Annotated in this window: 19 protein-coding genes; 8 read left to right on the top strand and 11 right to left on the bottom strand. The window is 61.1% G+C overall.

The window, feature by feature from the left end; translation table 11 throughout:
* The 5 genes from ACQY7U_RS05180 to ACQY7U_RS05200 form a co-directional block, all read right to left on the bottom strand.
* The coding region (locus ACQY7U_RS05180; protein ID WP_428642676.1) for a TRAP transporter large permease at window positions 1-1,100 on the bottom strand (1,100 nt) is incomplete at its 3' end.
* Window positions 1,100-1,690: a TRAP transporter small permease gene (locus ACQY7U_RS05185; protein WP_428642677.1), complete on the bottom strand. Its 591-nt coding sequence runs from the start codon at window positions 1,688-1,690 to the stop codon at window positions 1,100-1,102. The genes ACQY7U_RS05180 and ACQY7U_RS05185, both read right to left, overlap by 1 nt.
* 56 nt (window positions 1,691-1,746) lie before the next feature.
* Window positions 1,747-2,262 (bottom strand): flavin reductase family protein, encoded by a 516-nt coding sequence (locus ACQY7U_RS05190; RefSeq protein WP_428642678.1) that lies wholly within the window; start codon window positions 2,260-2,262, stop codon window positions 1,747-1,749.
* Window positions 2,262-3,152, bottom strand: a complete 891-nt coding sequence (locus ACQY7U_RS05195) for an aldo/keto reductase (RefSeq protein ID WP_428642679.1) — start codon at window positions 3,150-3,152, stop codon at window positions 2,262-2,264. The genes ACQY7U_RS05190 and ACQY7U_RS05195 overlap by 1 nt, the downstream gene beginning before the upstream one ends.
* The gene (locus tag ACQY7U_RS05200) at window positions 3,152-4,306 is read right to left on the bottom strand and encodes an LLM class flavin-dependent oxidoreductase (RefSeq protein WP_428642680.1); all 1,155 of its coding nucleotides are present in this window, start codon (window positions 4,304-4,306) and stop codon (window positions 3,152-3,154) included. Before ACQY7U_RS05200 ends, ACQY7U_RS05195 begins: the two co-directional genes overlap by 1 nt.
* Before the next feature lie 127 nt (window positions 4,307-4,433).
* Between ACQY7U_RS05200 and ACQY7U_RS05205 the strand changes: the two genes are divergently transcribed.
* The 3 genes from ACQY7U_RS05205 (at window position 4,434) to ACQY7U_RS05215 (ending at window position 9,206) form a co-directional block, all read left to right on the top strand.
* A complete protein-coding gene (locus ACQY7U_RS05205) occupies window positions 4,434-5,144 on the top strand; it encodes a GntR family transcriptional regulator (protein WP_428642681.1) in 711 nt (236 codons plus the stop codon).
* Between the two features lie 35 nt (window positions 5,145-5,179).
* The gene (locus tag ACQY7U_RS05210) at window positions 5,180-6,304 is read left to right on the top strand and encodes a Gfo/Idh/MocA family protein (protein ID WP_428642682.1); all 1,125 of its coding nucleotides are present in this window, start codon (window positions 5,180-5,182) and stop codon (window positions 6,302-6,304) included.
* Window positions 6,305-6,662: 358 nt separating this feature from the next.
* Window positions 6,663-9,206 (top strand): SH3 domain-containing protein, encoded by a 2,544-nt coding sequence (locus ACQY7U_RS05215; RefSeq protein WP_428642683.1) that lies wholly within the window; start codon window positions 6,663-6,665, stop codon window positions 9,204-9,206.
* Window positions 9,207-9,229: 23 nt separating this feature from the next.
* Here the strand turns inward: ACQY7U_RS05215 and ACQY7U_RS05220 are convergent, their stop codons facing one another.
* On the bottom strand, window positions 9,230-9,691 hold the full coding sequence (locus ACQY7U_RS05220) for an Lrp/AsnC family transcriptional regulator (protein WP_428642685.1): 462 nt from the start codon (window positions 9,689-9,691) through the stop codon (window positions 9,230-9,232).
* Window positions 9,692-9,795: 104 nt separating this feature from the next.
* On the opposite strand from ACQY7U_RS05220, the gene ACQY7U_RS05225 reads away from it, so the two are divergent.
* Entirely contained in the window at window positions 9,796-11,262 is a 1,467-nt protein-coding gene (locus ACQY7U_RS05225) for an aminotransferase class V-fold PLP-dependent enzyme (RefSeq protein WP_428642686.1), read from the top strand.
* Between the two features lie 35 nt (window positions 11,263-11,297).
* Window positions 11,298-12,086 carry a class II glutamine amidotransferase gene (locus ACQY7U_RS05230; protein ID WP_428642687.1) on the top strand — a complete coding sequence of 263 codons (789 nt, stop codon included), beginning with the start codon at window positions 11,298-11,300 and terminating at the stop codon, window positions 12,084-12,086.
* 40 nt (window positions 12,087-12,126) lie between these two features.
* Here ACQY7U_RS05230 and ACQY7U_RS05235 read toward each other — a convergent pair whose 3' ends face one another.
* A complete protein-coding gene (locus ACQY7U_RS05235) occupies window positions 12,127-13,890 on the bottom strand; it encodes a DNA/RNA non-specific endonuclease (protein WP_428642689.1) in 1,764 nt (587 codons plus the stop codon).
* Between the two features lie 451 nt (window positions 13,891-14,341).
* A complete protein-coding gene (locus tag ACQY7U_RS05240) occupies window positions 14,342-14,707 on the bottom strand; it encodes an STAS/SEC14 domain-containing protein (protein WP_428642691.1) in 366 nt (121 codons plus the stop codon).
* Here ACQY7U_RS05240 and ACQY7U_RS05245 point away from each other — a divergent pair.
* Complete coding sequence (locus tag ACQY7U_RS05245) at window positions 14,706-14,870, top strand: hypothetical protein (RefSeq protein WP_428642693.1); 165 nt, start codon at window positions 14,706-14,708, stop codon at window positions 14,868-14,870. The genes ACQY7U_RS05240 and ACQY7U_RS05245 overlap by 2 nt on opposite strands.
* Here ACQY7U_RS05245 and ACQY7U_RS05250 read toward each other — a convergent pair.
* The 3 genes from ACQY7U_RS05250 to ACQY7U_RS05260 all read right to left on the bottom strand — a co-directional run bounded on the left by ACQY7U_RS05250 (window position 14,847) and on the right by ACQY7U_RS05260 (window position 17,413).
* Window positions 14,847-15,476 carry an HD domain-containing protein gene (locus ACQY7U_RS05250; protein WP_428642694.1) on the bottom strand — a complete coding sequence of 210 codons (630 nt, stop codon included), beginning with the start codon at window positions 15,474-15,476 and terminating at the stop codon, window positions 14,847-14,849. The genes ACQY7U_RS05245 and ACQY7U_RS05250 overlap by 24 nt on opposite strands.
* 48 nt (window positions 15,477-15,524) lie before the next feature.
* Window positions 15,525-16,100 (bottom strand): helix-turn-helix domain-containing protein, encoded by a 576-nt coding sequence (locus ACQY7U_RS05255; protein WP_428642695.1) that lies wholly within the window; start codon window positions 16,098-16,100, stop codon window positions 15,525-15,527.
* 686 nt (window positions 16,101-16,786) lie between these two features.
* Window positions 16,787-17,413 carry a DapH/DapD/GlmU-related protein gene (locus tag ACQY7U_RS05260; protein WP_428642696.1) on the bottom strand — a complete coding sequence of 209 codons (627 nt, stop codon included), beginning with the start codon at window positions 17,411-17,413 and terminating at the stop codon, window positions 16,787-16,789.
* Window positions 17,414-17,805: 392 nt separating this feature from the next.
* Here ACQY7U_RS05260 and phnC point away from each other — a divergent pair, with 392 nt between their 5' ends.
* Window positions 17,806-18,639 (top strand): phosphonate ABC transporter ATP-binding protein, encoded by an 834-nt coding sequence (gene phnC, locus ACQY7U_RS05265; protein ID WP_428642697.1) that lies wholly within the window; start codon window positions 17,806-17,808, stop codon window positions 18,637-18,639.
* Window positions 18,640-18,696: 57 nt separating this feature from the next.
* A partial coding sequence (gene phnD / locus ACQY7U_RS05270) for a phosphonate ABC transporter substrate-binding protein (protein WP_428642698.1) occupies window positions 18,697-19,463 on the top strand: 767 nt, incomplete at its 3' end.

Raw genomic sequence — 19,463 nt, forward strand, 5'->3', positions numbered from 1 at the left:
GGCGCGTGGCTGAGGCTGACGACCGTCTTGAAGGCCATGGCGGCGCCGACCAGCAGCAGGACAACGGCAGACGTTATGCCGGCCCGGCTCAGAACGCCCGGAATTTCCTCCGGTTTGATCGAGTGCAGAACGAAGAAACCGATGACAAGGGCATAGGCGACTGCAACCGCTGCGGCCTCGGTCGGTGTGAACACCCCGATCAGGATACCGCCGAGAATGATGATCGGCGTCTGGAGCGGCGCCACGGCTTTCTTGCAGACGATGCGAAAGTCACTGGAGACGGCACCGCGCAGGCTGACAAGAAGCAGGTGGCTGAGGGTCAGCAATCCGGCAAAGAGCGCCAGGGAGAGGCTGGCGGAGAACGGTGCAAGGCCGACAGCCGCCGCTACCATCTTGGCGATGAACAGAAACAGGCCTGCCAGGTTTATCCGCAACACAACGAAAGAGAACCAGTACTCCACAGGCGCCATCGCCTGACCCGGATTGACGATCCGCTGGGCCTTGGGCAGGTCGTATCTGTTTGCCATCACCTTGACCATGAGCATCAGGCCGACGCCGACCATGACGCCCGGCACGATGCCCGCCAGGAAGAGCGCCGCGACGCTCTCGCCCATGACATAGGCGTAGATGATCATGATGCCCGAAGGCGGAATGATCGGGCCGATGACCGAGCTTGCTGCCGTGATGGCGGCGGCGAAACGGCGGGTGTAGCCCTGCTTTTCCATCGCCGGGATCAGCATGGAGCCGAGCGCGGACGTGTCCGCGACGGCGGAGCCCGAAAGCCCGGCGAACAGCATCGACGACAGGATGTTCACGTGGGCGAGACCGCCGCGCAGATGTCCCATCAGTGCCTGGGAGAATTCCACCAGACGCAGCGTGATGCCGCCCTTGTTCATCAACTCGCCCGCGAGCATGAAGAACGGAATCGCCATCAGAGGAAAGCTGTCCATGCCATTGTAGACGTTGCGGTAGAGCAGCGTGATGTCGCGTTCCTGACCGTTCAGCCAGAGCAGGATGCCCGGCGCCGCGAGCAGGCCGAAGAAGACCGGCAGGCCGATCAGCAGGAAGAGCAGAAAGACAGGAAGGAACCAGATCAGCATCAGTCAGCCCCCGCCATGTCAGCATCCGGGATGACCGGCAGGCGGTCTTTGCCGCCTGAAAGCGAGATGAGGCTGCGCAGGATCAACTCGACATTGACGAGCGTCAGCAGGACCACCCCGACGAAGATCGAGGCCATCATCCAGCTGCGCGGAACCCGGACCCACTCGGTGAAGGTGAAACTGCCAGGGACATAAAGCGAGGCGGTCGCGAATTTCCCGCCGAAACCGGTGACCTCCGCGTAGCCGATCCTGACGGCGACCAGGAGCACGGCCAGCGACACCAGCAGCAGCGCGAGGGAGATAAGGTTGGCGAGGGAGCGGGGCAGGGCATGGGTCAGCATGTCGATGGCGACGAAACCACCGCGCCTGAACGCGGTCGGGGCCATCAGGCCGGTCATCCAGAGCATGCAGAACCGCGCTGCTTCGTCCGGCCATGGCAGCGCATTGTTGAAGACATAGCGGAACACGACCTGAATCAGGATCGCGACGACCATCATGGCGACTGCCACGATGCCGATGGCCCGGCCAATGCGCAACAACTGCGAATTGACGAAGTCGAGCGGTGCGAGGACCGCCAGCAGTGCGCCCATCCGGGCTCCTCCCTAATTTCCTCCTGAACGGGCGGTTGCCGCTCCGTTCTCCGTCCTCATTGAGGCGTGATCTGCCCCAGCTTGCCCGCAAAAAAGGTGAGCGCGTCTCCCGAACGCATCTCCGCCTGAACGACCTCTCCCAAGACGATCAGATGATCGCCGCCTTCATAGGCGGCGTGCCGCCTGCATTCGAACCGCGCCAGGCAGTTTTCGATCAGGGGGACACCGTTCGCATCGGTCCTGTAGGTCAGTTGGTCGAAAGCTTGCGCGTTGCGGGCAAAGCCGCTGCAGATTTCCGCCTGTTCATGGCTCAGAACATGAATGGCGTAATGCTCGGCGGCTTCGAAATACTGGAACCGGCGCGAACCCTTGTCCGGCATCCACAGAACCAGCGGCGGTTCCAGCGAAACGGAGGAAAAGCTGTTGGCGGTGATGCCGACTGGGCCGTCCTCGGACCCGGTGGTCACGATGGTGACGCCGGTAGCGAAGCGACCGAAGGCGTCCCGCAGCAGGCGTGTATTTTCCGAATCCGGCTCGAAGGTGACAGGGTGATTGGCGGTCTGCATGGTCATCAAGGCACCTCATTTCCAAGGGCGGCCTCATAGAGGCGGTACCAGGTTTCACGATCCAGAATGACTTTCCGGGCATCGGAAATCTTTGCAATCCGTTCCAGATTGTTGGTGCCCAGCACCGGCAGAAGCTGTGCCGGATGCGCCAGCAGGAAGGCGACCGCGACCGCCGAGCGGTCTACGCCGAAACCGCCGGCGATCTCGTCCAGGACCTCGCCCAGCTTGCCGCCTTCCGAGATCAGCGCGCCACCACCGAGCGGCGACCAGGCCATCAGCCTGGTGCCGAGCCGCTGGTGGAAGGCGAGGTCGCCATTGGTGAAGGGGGAGATCTCCTTGAGGGAAATCTCGATCTGGTTGGTCACCAGCTTTTCCGTCATGGCCGATTGCAGCAGTTTCCAGTCCCAGGGCCGGAAATTGGAAACACCAACGGCCTTCACCTTGCCGCTCCTGACAAGATCGTCGAGCGCTGCCCCCGTCTCATGATGGTCCATGAAGGGATCCGGCCGGTGAATCAGCAGGAGATCGATTTCGTCGATGCCCATCTCGGCGAGAGACGTATCGACCGATTGTTCGATGTGGGCACGGGACGTATCGTAATATTTTACCTTCCGGTCCGCGTAGCGTCCGGCGGGCGCGACGATGTCGCACTTGGTGACGATTTCCATGCTATTTCGCAGGGAAGGGTTTGCTTTCAGGGCTCCGCCCAGAACCGCTTCCGCGGCATAGCCGCCATAAATGTCGGCCTGGTCGAAGGTTGTGATGCCCTGGTCCAGGCAGGTCTGGATCTTCCGTTCCACATGAGCGGGTGAGGTGTCGGTATCGTCGCCGAGCCGCCACATGCCGTAGATCAGGCGGGAGAATTCCAGAATATCGGAAAGCTTCACACGGTCCATCAGCGGCGCACTCCATTTCCAAGAGGGGTAGCCGGGGTCTCGGCCGGAACGCGCCCATAGGCGTGCGGCAGCGAACAGGTCTTCAGCTTCGGCAGAACGCGTTCGCCGAAATGCCTCGCTTCTTCCTCATGCGGGTAGCCGGAGAAGATGAAGGCCCGGATGCCCATCTTGTGATAGTGCTCGATCTTGGACATGACCTGGTCGGTCGAGCCGACCAGCGCCGCGCCGCAACCGGAGCGCGCGCGTCCGACACCGGTCCACAGGTTCGGCTCGATGTAGCCGGATGCGTCGGCAATCTCGCGGTTGTGCGACTGGTGGCTCACGCCGAGGGATTTTGCATCCAGTGCCCTTTCGCGAATGGCTGTACCCTGGTCGTCATCCAGCTTGGAGACGATGTAGTCTGCATATTCCTGCGCTTCCTTCTCCGTGTCGCGCACGATCATGTGGACGCGCAGGCCGTAGTCGAGCGTGCGGCCGTATTTTTCGGCAACCGCATGAACCGCCTTCATGCGGCCTTCCAGCTCTTCGACTTTCTCCGGCCACATCAGGTAGACGTCGCAGTGCTCGCCGCACAATTCCAGCGCTGCCGGGGAGTAGCCGCCGAAATAAAGCAGCGGGCCGCCGGTCTGGTAGGGCCTTGCCGGGTCTGTCGTCAGGCCCCTGAAATTGTAGATCTCGCCCTCGTGATTGATCTCGTCCCGCGTCCAGGCCTGCTTCAGGATTTCAACCACTTCCCGCGAGCGCTGGTAGCGGTAGGAGCTGTCGGCCTGTTCGCCCGGGAAGTCGGAGGAGATGATGTTGACCGTCAGCCGGCCTTTCAGCATGTGGTCGAGCGTCGCGATGGTGCGCGCCAGCATGATCGGCTGCATCTCGCCGCAGCGGACAGCTGCCAGCAGGTTGATTTTCTCGGTGATCGGTGCGCAGCCCGCCACGAAGGACAGCGTGTCCTGGCCGACCTGATAGGACGAGGGGCACAGGATGTTGCGGAAACCCTGGGTTTCGGCGGTCTTCACGATGGATGAGCAATGCTCCCAGGAAGAACGCAATTGGCCTTCGGGAACGCCCAGGAACTGGTAGTCGTCGGAACACAGCGCTGCAAACCAGGAAACTTCCGCTGCATCAAGATCCGGTGACGTCACTGGGACAATGGTCATGAAAGGCTCCCTTGCTTTCATTTGTTTTCGATTGGCTTCACTTTGCCTTCGATTTCCACTTGCTTATCACCCGGTTTGATGTAAATCAATAGTGTATCAATTTTTGAAAAACAGGCAACAGTTAGTCATGTCGAGCCCATCGCAATCGCCGAGCGCACTGCCTCTCTATGTGCAGATAAGCGAGCTTTTGATCAGGGATATTGCCGCCGGACGGCTGATCGACGGCGAGCGATTGCCGCCTGAGCGCGAGATGGCCGAGGACCTGGGAATTTCGATCGGCACCCTGCGCAAAGCGCTGGCGGACCTTACGCAAAAAGGCTTACTTGAGCGGATCCAGGGTTCGGGAAACTACATACGGCAGGGCGGGACCGGCGAAAGCGTCTATGCCATGTTCCGCCTTGAGCTGCTGTCGGGGGGAGGCTTGCCGCGTGCGGACGTTCTGGATGTGAAGCGCATGAAGAAGGCGGAAGATCTTCCGGCCTTCGGCACCAGCGGCGAGGGTACCCGCATCCGCCGTCTCAGGCACCTCAATGACGTGATGATCGCGGTCGAGGAGATCTGGCTCGACGGCGATTCGGGGTTCGTGAAGCCGGAACTGCTGTCCGATTCGCTCTACCGCTTCTATCAGAAACAGCTCGGCTTCTGGATCGTTCGGGCCGAGGACCGGGTAACCATCGGAAAGGTTCCCGGTTGGGCGCCGGAAGTGTTCACCAAGGCTCCCGGTACGATCACAGGGTTCATCGAACGGTTCAGCTGGGCGGACAGGCCTGAGCCGGTCGAATATTCGCGCACCTGGTTCGACACCGACAGGGCCCACTACGTTCAGCGTTTAAAGTAAATGGCGGGAAACCGCCTTCAAGGAGGAAGTCTTACATGCCTGCGAAGGTAAGATACGGCGTGATCGGCTGTGGCATGATGGGGCAGGAGCACCTGCGCAACATTGCCCTTTTGCCCGGCACCGAGGTGACGGTGATCTTCGAGCCGGATCCCGACATGGCGAGAGCCTCGGCGGCTTTTGCGCCGAAAGCGAAATTCGTTGGATCAGTCTCGGAAGTTCTGGACGTGGAAGAACTCGACTGCCTCCTGATCGCCAGCCCGAACCATTGCCATCTGCCGCAAATGGAGGAGATTCGGCACAAACGACCGTTGCCGCTCTTGGTCGAAAAGCCGCTTTTCACCGACCCGAAAGACCTCGCCGCCCTTGAAACATTCAAGGCGAGTTATCCCGCGCCGGTCTGGGTCGCGATGGAATACCGCTACATGCCGCCGGTTGCCGCCCTGATCGAACAGGCGGACGCGGTCACCGGCGGCATCCGGATGCTGACCATCCGGGAGCACCGCTTTCCCTTCCTGCACAAGGTTGGAGCCTGGAACCGGTTCAACCGCTATTCCGGCGGTACCTTCGTGGAAAAATGCTGCCATTTCTTCGATCTGATGCGCCTCATCATGAAATGCGAGCCGGTGCGTGTCATGGCCTCCGCCGGGCAGGACGCCAACCACAAGGACGAGGTCTATGACGGCGAACAGCCGGATGTGCTCGACAACGGTTATGTAATCGTCGACTTCGAAAACGGCTCCCGCGCCATGCTGGAATTGTGCATGTTCGCGGAAGGCTCACGCTATCAGGAAGAGGTGTCCGCGGTCGGGCCGCTGGGCAAGATCGAGGCCTTCGTGCCGGGGCCCGGGCGATTCTGGCCAGCTGAGCTTGGCGAACCGCCTGTGCCTCAGCTTGTCGTCTCCCCGCGATTTCCCAAGGGACCGCGTCAGATCGAGATGCCGGTTGACGCTACGATACTTGACGCGGGCGATCATAACGGCTCCACTTTCTTCCAGCATCAGGGTTTTGCCGCCGTCGTACGCGGCGAAATGGGAACACCGGACGTGACCCTTGACGACGGCCGCCGGGCCGTTGAAATGGGGCTGGCCGCACAACAGTCCGCCCGCACGGGGCAGGCTGTTTCGATGGTCCCGCAACGTCTTTCCTCGGTGGCTTGTTAAACAACGCGATGTTTCCTCCGGGGGTCTTGCCGGCGTGACGAAAGTCACGCCGGTTTTTTTGTTTTTCTTTGCGCCGCTACGCTAACGCCTTGTTGCCGCAACGGCTTCGGCAACCTGCTTTCCTGATTTCCGTGACGGTTGCACCCCTTCGAAAACACGCGCCAACGGCGGCCGCAAGCTGGACATTGCTGCAGAGAGATGTGCAGGATAGCCGCAGGCGCCCGGGGTCCGGCTAACGGCACCGGCCTGGCATTTCCGTCTTCAGGAGCGTGTGATGCGTAAGACTTTATCGGTACTTTTATCTTCGATTTTGGTTGTTCAACCGGTTTTCATGCAAAGCGCGCTTGCGGCGCCTGCCGTGACGACCGCCAACGTGAATTTCCGCCAGGGGCCCGGCACCGGGTTCGGATCTCTGGGCACCGTTCCAAGCGGTACCCAGGTGGACATGCAGAACTGCGACGACACCGGCGCCTGGTGCTCCATCAGCTTCAATGGCCAGAACGGTTTCGTCAGCGGCCGGTATCTTCAGCTTTCCGAGCCGGAACAGACGACGGGCTGGCCGCGCTCCTTTCAGACCGGCAATGGCGCGACGCTGGTGCTCTACCAGCCGCAGTTCACCGAGTGGGACAACTTCAAGACCCTGAAGGCGCTCGTTGCCGCTGAATACATCAAGGACAAGAATGCCAAGCCCGTGTTCGGCGTCATCGGTGTCAGCGGCCAGACCGTGGCGGATACGGAAGCGGGCGAGGTGGACGTCAGCCAGATCCAGGTAACGCAACTCGATTTTTCCGCGCTCGACAGGGCTTCGCTCACCGACCTCACCCTGCAGGTCGGCAAGATCATGCCGACAGGCACGATTACGGTGAAGGAAGACCGGATCACGGCCGGGCTTGCGGAATACAAACGCATGGACGACGTCGAGGGGCTGAATTCGGAAGCCCCGCCGATCTTCGTCTCCACCGAACCCGCCATCCTGGTCCAGACCGACGGAGCGCCGATCCTGGCACCGGTCAAGGGCGATCAGGGGCTGAGCTTTGTCGTCAACACCAACTGGGACATTCTGAAGATCAACGATACGTCGGAACTCTATCTGCGCGACGAAAAATCCTGGCTGACGACCAAGGATGTGTCCGCTGGCTGGCAGCCGGTCGCCGATCTGCCGGATCTGATCAAGTCGCTGCCTGACGACGACAACTGGAAGGACACGAAGGAAGCCGTTCCGGGCGAACCGTTCCCGGGCAACCAGCCGCCCAAGGTGTTCTATTCCGACAAGCCTGCGGAAATGATCGTCTTTGAAGGCGATCCCAAGCTGGAGCCGGTGGAAGGGACCGGTCTGGAATGGGCGTCCAATACCGACAGCGACGTCTTTTTCCTGAAGGCCTCGTCCACCTGGTACATTCTGGTGTCCGGCCGCTGGTTCAAGTCCGCCTCGCTTGACGGCCCGTGGCAGTTCACCACGCCCGATCTGCCGTCCGACTTCCAGTACATTCCGGAAGATGCGCCTTACTATTCGGTCCGCTCGTCCGTGCCCGGCACGTCTGAAGCCGAACAGGCCAGACTGAAGGCGAGCATTCCGACGACCGCCCGCGTGGAAGTCGGATCCCTCAGCGCGGATGTCTCTTATGCCGGCGACCCGGAGTTCAAGCCGATCGACGGCACGTCGATGTCCTATGCCACCAACACCAACGATCAGGTGATCCAGGTCGGCGCCAAATACTACGTTCTGCAGGACGGTGTCTGGTTTGTCGGCGACAGCCCGCAGGGGCCGTTTCAGGTCGCGACTTCGGTGCCGGACGAGATCTACACCATCCCGCCCTCTTCGCCGGTCTACAACACCACCTATGTGCGCGTTTACGACAGCGAACCGGGAGCGGTCTGGTACGGCTATACGATGGGCTATCTCACCGGCTTCCTTGCCTGGGGTGTCTTTGTCTACGGCACCGGCTGGCGTTACCGGCCCTGGTACAGGCCCGGCTTCCGGCCGATCTATTTCCCGCGTCCCGTGACCTACGGCATCGGTGCCTTCTACAATCCGATCCGCGGTACGTACGGACGCTACGGCTACGCCTACGGTCCCTATCGCGGCATCGCGGGGGGCGGTATCTACAATCCGCGCACCGGCGGCTACATCCGGGGTGCGGCCATCAGCGGTCCGCGCGGCAGTGCCGGTTTCATCACCGCCTACAATCCGCGCACCGGCAACCGGATCATCGCCGGGGGTGCCCGGGGCATTTACGGTTCCTGGGGCGGCAAGGTGGTCACCGGCCCGCAATGGTCCCGCACCCGCGACCTTCAGAAGGATGCCGTCAATCGCTGGAAGAGGGACGGCACGCCGGGCAATCTGGCGAACTTCGACCGGCGGGGCGACGTCTTTGCCGGACGGGATGGTTCCGTCTATCGGCGGGATGGCGAGAATTGGCAGAAGTTCGAAGGCGGCCGCTGGGGCGATGTCGACGCGCCATCACGTGATGCCATGAAGGACAGGCTCGGTGATATCGGAGCGGGCGCGGCCATCGGCGCCGGCGCGGGGGCGGCCCTTGCCAATCGTCCGGCCGGCGACAAGCTCAAGGATCGTCCGAACCAGGGCAAATTGCCGAATGTGCAGAAACCGGCGAACCGTCCGGCCGGGCAGCGGCCGGCAGCCCAGAAGCCGGTGCAGAGGCCGGCAGCCCAGAAACCGGCACAACGGCCAGCCGCGCAAAAGCCAGCCCAAAGACCAGCCGCGCAAAGGCCGGCGAAACGGCCGCAGGCACCAGCGCATCTGAGTCGGGACCGCAGAGCCCGCTCGGCCGGCAACCGGGAGGTCAACCGGCAGCGCAACGTCCAGCGCGCACAACCGCGTCCGCAAAGGCAGGGTGGCGGTGGAGCAGTTCGCAGGGGAGGCGGCGGGCGCCGCCGTTAGAAGGCTTGCCTGGTGGCCGTACGTTAAATCGGCAGATCGCGGGCATCCGCGATCGCCTCCATGGTCATGTAGGATGTGACCGTGTCCAGGTCGACCTTCTCGATAAGGCGCTGATAGATCCGGTCGAAGGCATTCATGTCTTCGGCCACCACCTTCAGCATGTAGTCGTAGTCCCCGGCGATCCGGTAGAAGTCGATCACATTCGGGATTGCGGACACTTCACCGCGAAAGGTCTCCAGCCAGTCCTTGGAATGGTGGCGTGTGCGGATCATCACGAAAACCGTGAGATTCAGCCCCAGGCGCTCCGGATCCAGCCGCACAGTGTGACCCTCGATCAATCCGCTTTCATAAAGCGTTTTCAGTCGGCGCCAGCAGGCGTTCTGGGAAAGACCGACCTTGTCGGCCAACTCCCGCTGCGACAGTCGCGCATCCCGCTGAAGCGCTCTCAGGAGTGCGCGGTCAATATGATCGAATTTTTTCTCCATCTTCGATCAAATGACACAAATGTACAGATCTGACAATTGAATGAGGTGAAGATATCCCCTGGTTAAGGGTCGTATGATCTGAATAAAGGAATTCGGAGCAACAAATGACCCACAACAGCGGCACCGCACTCGACCGTTTCAAGCAAAGCCTGATCGGGCCTGACCTCATCGTTCGCCTGCGCGCGGGCCTGATCGGCGAGGGCATCACCATTTCCGGTCCCTTCGGCGAACGCGAAATGATCTATGCCGATTATGTCGCGTCCGGCCGCGCCCTGCGCCAGGTCGAGGAGTTCGTGATGGACGAGGTGCTGCCGGTATACGCCAATAGCCATACGGAGGCGTCTTTCTGCGGCAGCGTGATCACCCGGCTGCGCGAGGCGGCGCGTGCGGAGATCGCCCGGGTCTGCGGTGCCGGCGAGGACTATGCGACCGTCTTCTGCGGTTCCGGAGCAACTGCGGGTCTCAATCGGCTGGTACACCTGCTTGGCGTCTCCGGCGCGGCACAGCGCGGCGAGAACCCGCTTGTCGTCCTGGGGCCGTATGAACATCACTCCGATATCCTGCCCTGGCGCGAAAGCGGGGCGGAGGTGATCGAAATCGGCGAAGCGCCGACCGGTGGCCCGGATCTCGGCCAGCTCGAAGGAGTTCTGCAAGCGGCGGGCACAAACCGGCTGATCGTTGGCGCCTTCTCCATGATGTCCAACGTCACCGGCATCGTGACGGACGACGAGGCGGTCACCCGCCTTCTGAAATGCTACGGCGCGCTGAGCGTCTGGGATTGTGCCGGCTCCGGGCCTTATCTTCCGGTCGGCATGAAGGCCGGAACGGCGGCCCAAAAGGATGCCGTCGTCGTTTCTCCGCACAAGTTCATCGGCGGGCCGGGGGCATCCGGCATCATGATCGTGCACAAGGATGCCGTCTGTCTGGAGACGCCGGTCTTTCCGGGTGGCGGAACCGTCCGCTTCGTATCGCCCTGGGCGCACGACTATACCGGCGACATCGCCGCCCGCGAGGAAGCCGGCACGCCGAACGTCGTCGGGGACATCCGGGCTGCGTTGGTCTTTCTGGTGAAGGAAGCCATCGGGCAGACGGAAATGGATGCCCGCAACGCCGTCTGGCGCAGCGAGGCCCTTGCTGTCTGGAAAGACAATCCGGCCATTGAAATCCTCGGCAATCCGCAGGCCGACCGCGTTCTGCCGGTCTTCTCCTTCCGGGTGCGTGATTTGGAGCGCGGCGGCTACATCCACCAGCAGCTGGTCACACGGATGCTCTCGGATGTCTACGGCATTCAGGCACGCGGCGGCTGCGCCTGTGCCGGGCCGTATGCCCACAGGCTCCTTGGAATTGACAAGGAAGCCTCAAATGCCCTGCGCAGCGGCATACTTTCCGGTGAGGAACTGAAGAAACCGGGCTGGACGAGATTGAACTTTTCCGTTCTCATGACATCGGAAAAGGCGGACAGGATCATTGCCGCCGTCGACGACCTTGCACGCAATCCCTATCCGGCGGCGGACTATTATGCGTGTGACGAGAAAACGGCGCGCTTCAAGGCCATGCAGAACGCGGCCTGAGGAAACGGATCATTTCTGAAGGGACTTGAGCGACCATGTGCCGATGGGCTGCCTGGAGCGGTGCTCCGAAATATCTGGAAGAAGTGATCTGCGATCCGGAGCATTCGCTCATCGACCAGAGCCGCAACGCGCTGTCGTGCAAGACGGCGGTCAATGCGGACGGTTTCGGCGTCGCCTGGTATGGCGACCGGCAGACGCCCTGCCTCTACAAGGACGTGCGCCCGGCCTGGTCGGATCCGAACCTGCTGCAGATCGCCCGGCACATCCGCTCCGGCCATTTCCTGGCCCATGTGCGCGCCTCAACCGGCACGGCAACGACCCGGGACAACTGCCACCCCTTCACCCATGACCGCTGGACCTTCATGCACAATGGCCAGATCGGCGGCTATGACAGGGTCCGCCGGCAGTTCGACAACATCATTCCGGACGATCTCTACCAGGCCCGTATGGGCGGAACCGACAGCGAGAGCCTGTTTCTGGTGGCGCTTGCCTATGGCCTGACACAAAACCCGCGCGCCGCCATGGCGAAGGCCGTGTTCGAAGCCGAAACCATGTCCGCCCAGGCGGGCTGCAAGCCGCACATGCGCTTTGCCGCTGGCTGGTCGGACGGCGAAACGCTCTATGCGGCCCGCTATGCCTCCGACAACTTCGCCCCGACGCTCTATTACCGCGAATTCGAGGACGGGGTGATGGTGGTGTCCGAACCGCTCGACCAGGCCCGCAACTGCTGGAAGGAAGTGCCCCAGGGAAAGATGATTGCGGTCCGGCAGGGCAGCATCACGGAAACGGCTTTCCTGAACGACGAGACCCTGGTGGAAGCCTGAAGTCTCTCGCCCGGAAAGGTGGTTGCGTACCCCGCGCTCCTCAGCCGGCAGGATCTTTAGGCGCCGGTGTCACGTGCGGAATGGTCTCGAACAGATCGGTCTCCTTGTAATATTCCAGATCAAGTTGCCGCGCTTCGTCCTGGCGGGAGAAGACTACTCTTGCAGCGTCCTCAAGAAGTTCCTTCAACGGTTTGCGGACCGGAAGACGTTCATTGATCTTGTGACCCAGGATTTCCATCACATCGATCGTGACCGGCAAAACATATTCGCCCGCGTCCTGGTATCCGGTCATGAGCTCTCGGTCGAAGCGGTCTTCGTCCCAGTGAGAGAGCGCGGTGCCCGGGCCGCCGTCGAGCTCGACTTCCATCAGTTCGAGCGATCGCAGCTTGCTGACGGCGGTTGATTTGAACCTGCCGGTGTTTTCGTGGAACAGCTTTCGCCAGGTGTCCCACCCGATGCCGAGGGTGTGGCCGATTTCGTGAATGATCGTTCCCGCGATCTCGTCATCCGTGAACCGGCCCAGGAACCGGGTGTTGAATTCGACCTTGCCGTAATGCACGCCGTCCTTGTCGTAAGGCATATAGGCGCGCGCGATCGTGTTGCCGAACTGGGTGAAGGTGCCCAGCCGTATGACGATGGAGTATTTGGGCGTGACGAACCGGTTCCAGAAATTGCAGGCGCTGCGCGCGCCTGTGGTCAGTTTGTCGCCAAGGTCTTCGATAACCTTGTAGGTGATCATATTGGTCGGCTCTGGCGCGGGCACGGGCGGACCGGCAACTTCACGCGCGCGCAACAGCCACGAGATCGTGTGCTGGATCGTGTTGACGCGGGCGAGTTCCTCTTCCGTCAATGCACGCTGCTGGATCTCCAATTGAGCGGCTTCTGCCTTCAGGGCGTCAATCAGGCCACCGATCGTGTCCGCTTCGGGAAGTGCCGGATCGACACTGGCGAAGGTGACATCCCGTTGCGACTTCACTTCCTGCAAGGTTCTCATGAGCCTGCTCTGCACGGGTGCCGCCCGGTCGTGCATCGTTGACATCATCGCGAACGGCAGGTCGCGGCCCCACGAAGCAAAGAACCTGAGGCTTGTGGCCGCTTCCACTTCCTCCAGTGTCGCGGGATAGTCGTCGGGGCTGGAGCTGCGGGGGGCGGTTTGCGGAATGATGAAGCAATCGATATTCACCTTTGACGGTGTGTCGTAAGGATAGGTGTGCGGATCCACGACGACGCAGAAATAGCTGTCCGGAACCGGCAGGTCCTTGCCGTTTCCCCGGTTGATCGACGAGGGGGCGTCGCCAAAGACCGGACCGGAAATGACCCAGACATGATCCCTGTCCGGGTCGTCGTTGATGAGGCGGATTGCGGTTTCAAGTTTCAGCCAGACCCCGCTGTTCAACGATCCGTATTGCGGGCTCATGTTCGACATGAGGAATGTTTCCATCTGCGCAAGACGTCCGAACTGCCGGTTGATGACCTCATTCGGGGACATGTGCCCCACATTAAGCTGGATCCCGCCGAGCTTGCCGAAGGTGTGACGTCCGATGCGGTACTTCTCCTCCAGCCGCATGTCCTGATAGTAGAACAGCGGCCGCTTGTAATCGACGTCCCTGTCGGCATCCGCAACCCTGTAGGCCGACCACGCCGGTTGCAGTCGCTGCGGACTGAAGCCGACGACATAACCCTGATTGACGAGGATCTGCACCGGCCGGTCGGCATCCAGGTTCTGCGGCGGGCCGCGCCAAAGGTGAAGATCGACGAGATGCGCAAGACTGGTGCAGGACGGGTGAATGGTGGTGTTGTCCATGACAGGCTCCAACTGCGAACGGCTAAAAGACTTTGCTCGGTCAGCGTTGCACCCGTGATGGCGGTTAAAAAAACAAACGGGAGAAATGCAGAAGTGTCAAAAGGGTGACGCTACGTAAATCATCGCATTTGATGAAGTTGGTTGCAATGAGCTCTTTAGGACAATTCCAGGTTATGGTGCCGTTCTTGGTTTGCGCTCAACGTCATTGGGAGTTTTTTCGATCCGCTCCCGCGTCAACACATCGGGTTCCTACCTGATCTGCCGCGTGAGGGTGGCAACCGGTTCTCCCAAGTCAACTCTACAAAACCTCAGACAGTTAAGAATGGCCGCTTGTTCAGGCGTATGCCGCCCATCCTTCGAGCCGCTTGGCTTTGCCAAGCTCCTCAGGATGAGGTGTCCGGTGGGGTAGGGGAGGCTGCTGTGGTTTGAGAAGCCGCTTGCAGCGACTGACCTAACTCTCGATCCAGTGCCAAGCCGTCTCGATTTCATCCCTGTCGAAATGTTTTTCCTGAATACCGACCATCCTGGCGAAGGTGGCATCCACGGCGACGAGGGCGGCCAGCAGCTTGCTGTCGGTGACGATGGCGACCTTCGACAGGTGTTTCATGTTGGAAAGCACCCATTTGATATCCGCCTTCGCCGCCTCGAAGGAGATGCCGACGTGCTCGCCCAAAACGACAAGCACGGCGATCTTGCCGTGCTGCGCGATCAGTTCCTCCGCCTTGGCGATCAGTTCCCGCTCCTGGGTGATGTCAATCGTTCCGGTCACCTCGACGCCCAGAACGGCTTCCCGGCTACGGGGCAGGATCGTGTACATGAAGGCTCCTCCAAAGGCAGGTGCATTGCGCGTCTCCGGACCGGTCGCGATAGCGCTGTCCGGAGAGGCCGATGGTAACGCCAATTTCCGGTTGTTCAAGGAAGAGCTGACCCTGCCCGGCGTCCTGGGCAGGCGGGAATCACGCGGGCTCTCTGCCGAATGACCGCATGACGGCCCGGGTTCCGGCGTCCGCAACGGCACGGATCTGGCGGGTTAATGGGGTCACATCCGTCCGGTCCCGGCCATACGTGAGATTGAACCGGTAAAACCCGGCGCTGGGCGGCGGCATCAGAAGATGCTGGAAGATGGTTTCCAGCTTGTCGAAGGCTTTCGCGTAACGCGCTTCCTGAGTTTTGGCCTCGGAATATTCATCCCAGATCGCCAGAAGCTCCGTTGAGAGGTCTTCGGGAAGCGGTTCGCACAAGGTCTGGAAATCACGCCTTTCGCGTGCCTGGCGGTCATCGTCCGGCCTTTGCTGCGGGGCCGGTACGTCGCCGGAAAGGACTTCGCCAAGATCGTGGATCAGGCAAAGTTTCAGAAGCTTCAGGACGTCGACATCGCCAAGGTCCTGTTCGAACAGCAGGACCATCAGGGCCAGCCGCCAGCTGTGTTCGGCCGTGCTTTCCGGTCGGCCCTGACCCGTGAAGCCTGATCGGATCGTGTCTTTCAGCTGAGCGGCAGCCTGAAAGAACTCCAGAATGCCGGTGAGCCGTTCGGGAGCGATTTGGGGAGTGATTTCCGGGGTGGGGGGAGAGTTTATGTCGGTCATGTTTCAAGGCTAGCGGGCAAATCCCGCGCGCTCGAGGCCCTGAATAATTTATGCGCGCCCGTCCTGAGGATCTTCGCGAACAAGACGCGCGAAACTGCCGTCGGAAAGCGGCAGCCGCGAGATCCGGATCCAGCTTTCCGGAATGGTCATCTCCGGAAACTCGGCCCGTTCCGTCCTGTACCGGATGTCGGGACCTGACGGCTCGTACCAGCCCCGGTCGGCAAGCTGGCATTCCATGGAGCGGATACTGTCCGTCGCGAACCGCCAGAGCGGTCGGTTCAGAAATTCGGACACCGGCACATGCCATTCCCTGGCGCGGGCAGGTGACATTGCCAGCAGCCGGTGGGTCAGGTCGCAGACCAGATGAACCGGTGCGGCGGCCTGTTCGACCAGGTGCAGAAGTGCCCGGTCCGCCGCCGTTTCCGGGCGCGCCCGCAAGAGTTTCAACACCTTCAAAAGATCAGCGCCCTCAGGCTGAGCCAGCCCGCTCTCCCAACGCGAGACTTTCGTCTGGGAAACACCAAGGTCCCGCGCCAGCGCCTGCTGCTTGACACGGTTGAGCACCCGCCACCTGCGAAGCGAAGAACCGAGGTTGGATTGAAGGATTGAGCCGTCTGATAACATGAGGCCAGTCTAGCCTCGAATTGTCCTCAAGGGGAGGGGAGGCTTTCACGTCCCATTTGTCCGACGTGCGTATCTCCATGACCGCTGCGCGGTCGCACAAAACAGAAAGGGTGTCGGCTTTCACCAACACCCCCCTGTTCAGGTCAAGTTGTTGAAATCAGCAAATCCTGCATAAGCCGGAAAAGCGTCTTTCCCTTGATCTCAACTTGGCAAGAGACAATCGCGAGGATGGTCTTTCACCCGCCAACCAGGCCCCCGAAAGGTCCAAGGTTCGCGCTGACAGTGCAGATAACCCGCTGCGGCCAGAATGCCGGGGCACCTTTAGCGGAGCGCTCCGCATCCAGTGCTTCCTGGGTGCCTTGCAACCACCTCGGATATGCCGCGGAGCGACGCTCTGAGGGGCTGCGCCCAGTCAGCAACTTGGGGACTGATGTTCGGGTTGGCGTTCCCGGACTGGCCCGTCCGTTGCTGTTAACCAGAGTGCACCACAAACCGAGGTGGCTGTCGAATCAGCCCTGTGCGCAAATGTGACTTACGGGGACAGTGCAACGGCCCGTTCGTCCTGTTCGCAGTTGCACCATGTTTCCAGGGTGCTGAGGCGGCTGAGGAAATCAGACTGCAAGCGAAAAGTGTAAAAAAACTCCGTTGCGGAAGGTGAAGTTTGCAGCTTCAGATGAGCGGAATTTTTAGCGGTACTTTTCGATAAACGCATCGATGGAAAGCTTGCGGAAATCCGGCAGGCGCTCCTTCAGCTGCTCGTGGCTCCAGTCCCACCAGGAGATCTCCATCAGGGCTTCTTCCTGGGCTTCTGAAAACCGCCGCTTGATCGCCTTGGCGGCAACGCCGCCGACCACCGTGTAGGGCGCGACGTCCCTGGAGACGACGGCGCCGGCTGCGACAATGGCGCCCGTGCCGATGGTGACGCCTGCCAGCACCGTCGCATTGTGGCCGATCCAGACGTCGTTGCCGATGGTCACCCAGTCCTCCTTGCGCCAGTTGAAGAACTCCGCGTCGTCTTGTCCAAGCCCATAGGCGGCCGCGCGGTAGGTGAAGTGGTGCTGGGAAGCGCGCCAGGTCGCATGGTTGCCCGGATTGATGCGCACACGCCGGGCGATGGAGCAGAACTTGCCGATGGTCGACCAGACCACGTCGCCTTCCTGAACGATATAGGAATAGTCCCCCATCCGGCTTTCCCGCATTTCCGTGTGCGCACCCACTTCCGTCCAGGCGCCGAGCTCGCAGTTGAGCACCTTGGAGTCGGGATGAACATTCGGGGCTTCGGTCAAGGCGGGTTTGTGAACGGGGGCGGTCATGGGGGCTCCATCCAGTCAGGTGAGAAATGCGGATTCGCCTTTTAGCGACTCGGAAGACGGCATTCGTGACGGTTTGAAGACAGTGCTGTGACTGTCTGAATAAATTTGGGTTGGGCAGTCGGGGGGCGGACCCGGTCCGTGGAGGGTTTCAAGATTGTTGTGCGCAACCGTGAAAAACTCAAGCGGCTGACTCAGCGCGGGGGCCACGCGTGAAAACGCTGAGGACGTTGCGGATTTCGTGTCCACCCCGACTGCCGGATCTGGTCAGAGCACCTCTATGTCATTGATCCGTCAAAAATCTTTGACGTTCCGTTCAAGGGACTGTCATCTCGCTGTAACGGTCCGGTGGCTCTTGTCGCCCAGCACAACGAACACATGGACAGGGCTGGCGCGTGATTCAGTTTCAGGATGTCACAAAGACCTTCGGGTCTCGGACCGCGGTCAACAAGGTCAGTTTTAATATCGACAGGCCGCAGATGGTTGGCGTGATCGGCCGCTCGGGCGCCGGAAAGTCGACCTTGCTGCGGATGATCAACCGGCTGACCCCGGCAACTGCGGGCCGGATCCTCTTTCAGGAGCGGGATATCCTGGATCTGAAGGGGGGCATGATGCGCCGCTGGCAGCGCGACTGCGCCATGGTGTTTCAGCAGTTCAATCTGGTGCCGCGTCTTGATGTCGTCACCAACGTCATGCTCGGCCGGCTGAACGGTCACGGCACGCTCAAGAGCCTGTTCAACATCTTCGGCAAGGATGATGTGAATGCTGCCCTGGCCGCGCTCGATCGCCTGGGCATTGCGCAGGAAGCCTCCAAACGGGCGGAGGAGCTCTCCGGCGGTCAGCAGCAGCGTGTCGCCATCGCCCGTGCCCTGATGCAGGACCCGCACATGATCCTGGCGGACGAGCCGATTGCCTCGCTCGATCCGATGAACGCCAAGATCGTCATGGATGCCCTGCGCGAAATCCACGAACGCGACAACAAGGTCGTCATCTGCAACCTGCACACGCTCGACACCGCGCGCAGCTATTGCGATCGCGTGATCGGCATGCGCGACGGCTTCCTCGTTTTCGACGGAAAGCCGGAAGAGCTGACGACGGACGCCGCGCGCGAAATCTACGGCGCGGACGACAGTTTCAACGAGGCAGCCACATCCACTGCCATCGATGCCGGCCGGTCCGGCGTGAAGGAATCCGCCGGTGCGATGACCCCGGCGGCGGTGGCGGTCTGAGCCGTCAGCGCATTTGAACGACGTCATCACGATGAAGACCCTCGGGGAGAGTCCCAAATGAAAATCGTTTCCAAAGTTGCTGCGCTTGCCGCAGTCAGCATGATCGCACTGAATGCCTCTGTCGCCGGTGCGTCAGAGATCACCGAATTCCGCATCGGCCTTCTCGGCGGCGAGAACGCCTCCGACCGCCTGCGCGCCAACGAATGCCTGCGCGAGAAGGCAGAAGAGCTGCTTGGCGTTCCGACCAAGCTGTTCGCCCCGGCTGACTACAACGGCGTTATCGAAGGCCTGCTCGGCGGCAACCTGGACATGGCCTGGCTCGGCGCCTCCGGCTACGCCAAGGTCTACCTGACCGATCCTGAGGCTGTTGATCCGGTGCTCGTCAAGGTCAACAACGACGGCGGCTACGGCTACTTTTCCATCGGTTTTGCCCGCGTCGACAGCGAAATCAACTCGCTCGACGACATGAAGGGCAAGGTCTTCGGTTTCGGTGACCCGAACTCCACCTCCGGCTACCTGATCCCGTCCATCGAGATCCCGAAGCTCGGATACTCCATGAAGCCGGGTGAATATTTCTCCGACGTGAAGTTCACCGGTGGTCACGAACAGACCATCGTTGCCGTCTTCAACGGTGACATCGACGGCGGCGTGACCTGGGCCGATGCACAGGGGAACTGGGAAGACGGCTATAACTCCGGCGCGTTGCGCCGTGCGGTTGATGCCGGTCTGGTTGACATGAACGAGCTGCAGCAGATCTGGATCTCGAAAGTCATTCCCGAGGGCCCCGTCGTTCTGCGCAAAGCGCTGCCTGACGACGTGAAGGC

It is taken from the genome of Roseibium sp. (genome assembly GCF_050301095.1).
Lineage (GTDB): Bacteria > Pseudomonadota > Alphaproteobacteria > Rhizobiales > Stappiaceae > Roseibium.

Excerpts from the sequence above, each read along its gene's own strand:
- ACQY7U_RS05185 (WP_428642677.1), bottom strand. The coding sequence starts at position 1,690 with ATGGGCGCACTGCTGGCGGTCCTCGCACCGCTCGACTTCGTCAATTCG.
- ACQY7U_RS05190 (WP_428642678.1), bottom strand. The coding sequence starts at position 2,262 with ATGACCATGCAGACCGCCAATCACCCTGTCACCTTCGAGCCGGATTCG.
- ACQY7U_RS05195 (WP_428642679.1), bottom strand. The coding sequence starts at position 3,152 with ATGGACCGTGTGAAGCTTTCCGATATTCTGGAATTCTCCCGCCTGATC.
- ACQY7U_RS05200 (WP_428642680.1), bottom strand. The coding sequence starts at position 4,306 with ATGACCATTGTCCCAGTGACGTCACCGGATCTTGATGCAGCGGAAGTT.
- ACQY7U_RS05205 (WP_428642681.1), top strand. The coding sequence starts at position 4,434 with ATGTCGAGCCCATCGCAATCGCCGAGCGCACTGCCTCTCTATGTGCAG.
- ACQY7U_RS05210 (WP_428642682.1), top strand. The coding sequence starts at position 5,180 with ATGCCTGCGAAGGTAAGATACGGCGTGATCGGCTGTGGCATGATGGGG.
- ACQY7U_RS05220 (WP_428642685.1), bottom strand. The coding sequence starts at position 9,691 with ATGGAGAAAAAATTCGATCATATTGACCGCGCACTCCTGAGAGCGCTT.
- ACQY7U_RS05225 (WP_428642686.1), top strand. The coding sequence starts at position 9,796 with ATGACCCACAACAGCGGCACCGCACTCGACCGTTTCAAGCAAAGCCTG.
- ACQY7U_RS05230 (WP_428642687.1), top strand. The coding sequence starts at position 11,298 with ATGTGCCGATGGGCTGCCTGGAGCGGTGCTCCGAAATATCTGGAAGAA.
- ACQY7U_RS05235 (WP_428642689.1), bottom strand. The coding sequence starts at position 13,890 with ATGGACAACACCACCATTCACCCGTCCTGCACCAGTCTTGCGCATCTC.
- ACQY7U_RS05245 (WP_428642693.1), top strand. The coding sequence starts at position 14,706 with ATGAAGGCTCCTCCAAAGGCAGGTGCATTGCGCGTCTCCGGACCGGTC.
- ACQY7U_RS05240 (WP_428642691.1), bottom strand. The coding sequence starts at position 14,707 with ATGTACACGATCCTGCCCCGTAGCCGGGAAGCCGTTCTGGGCGTCGAG.
- ACQY7U_RS05250 (WP_428642694.1), bottom strand. The coding sequence starts at position 15,476 with ATGACCGACATAAACTCTCCCCCCACCCCGGAAATCACTCCCCAAATC.
- ACQY7U_RS05255 (WP_428642695.1), bottom strand. The coding sequence starts at position 16,100 with ATGTTATCAGACGGCTCAATCCTTCAATCCAACCTCGGTTCTTCGCTT.
- ACQY7U_RS05260 (WP_428642696.1), bottom strand. The coding sequence starts at position 17,413 with ATGACCGCCCCCGTTCACAAACCCGCCTTGACCGAAGCCCCGAATGTT.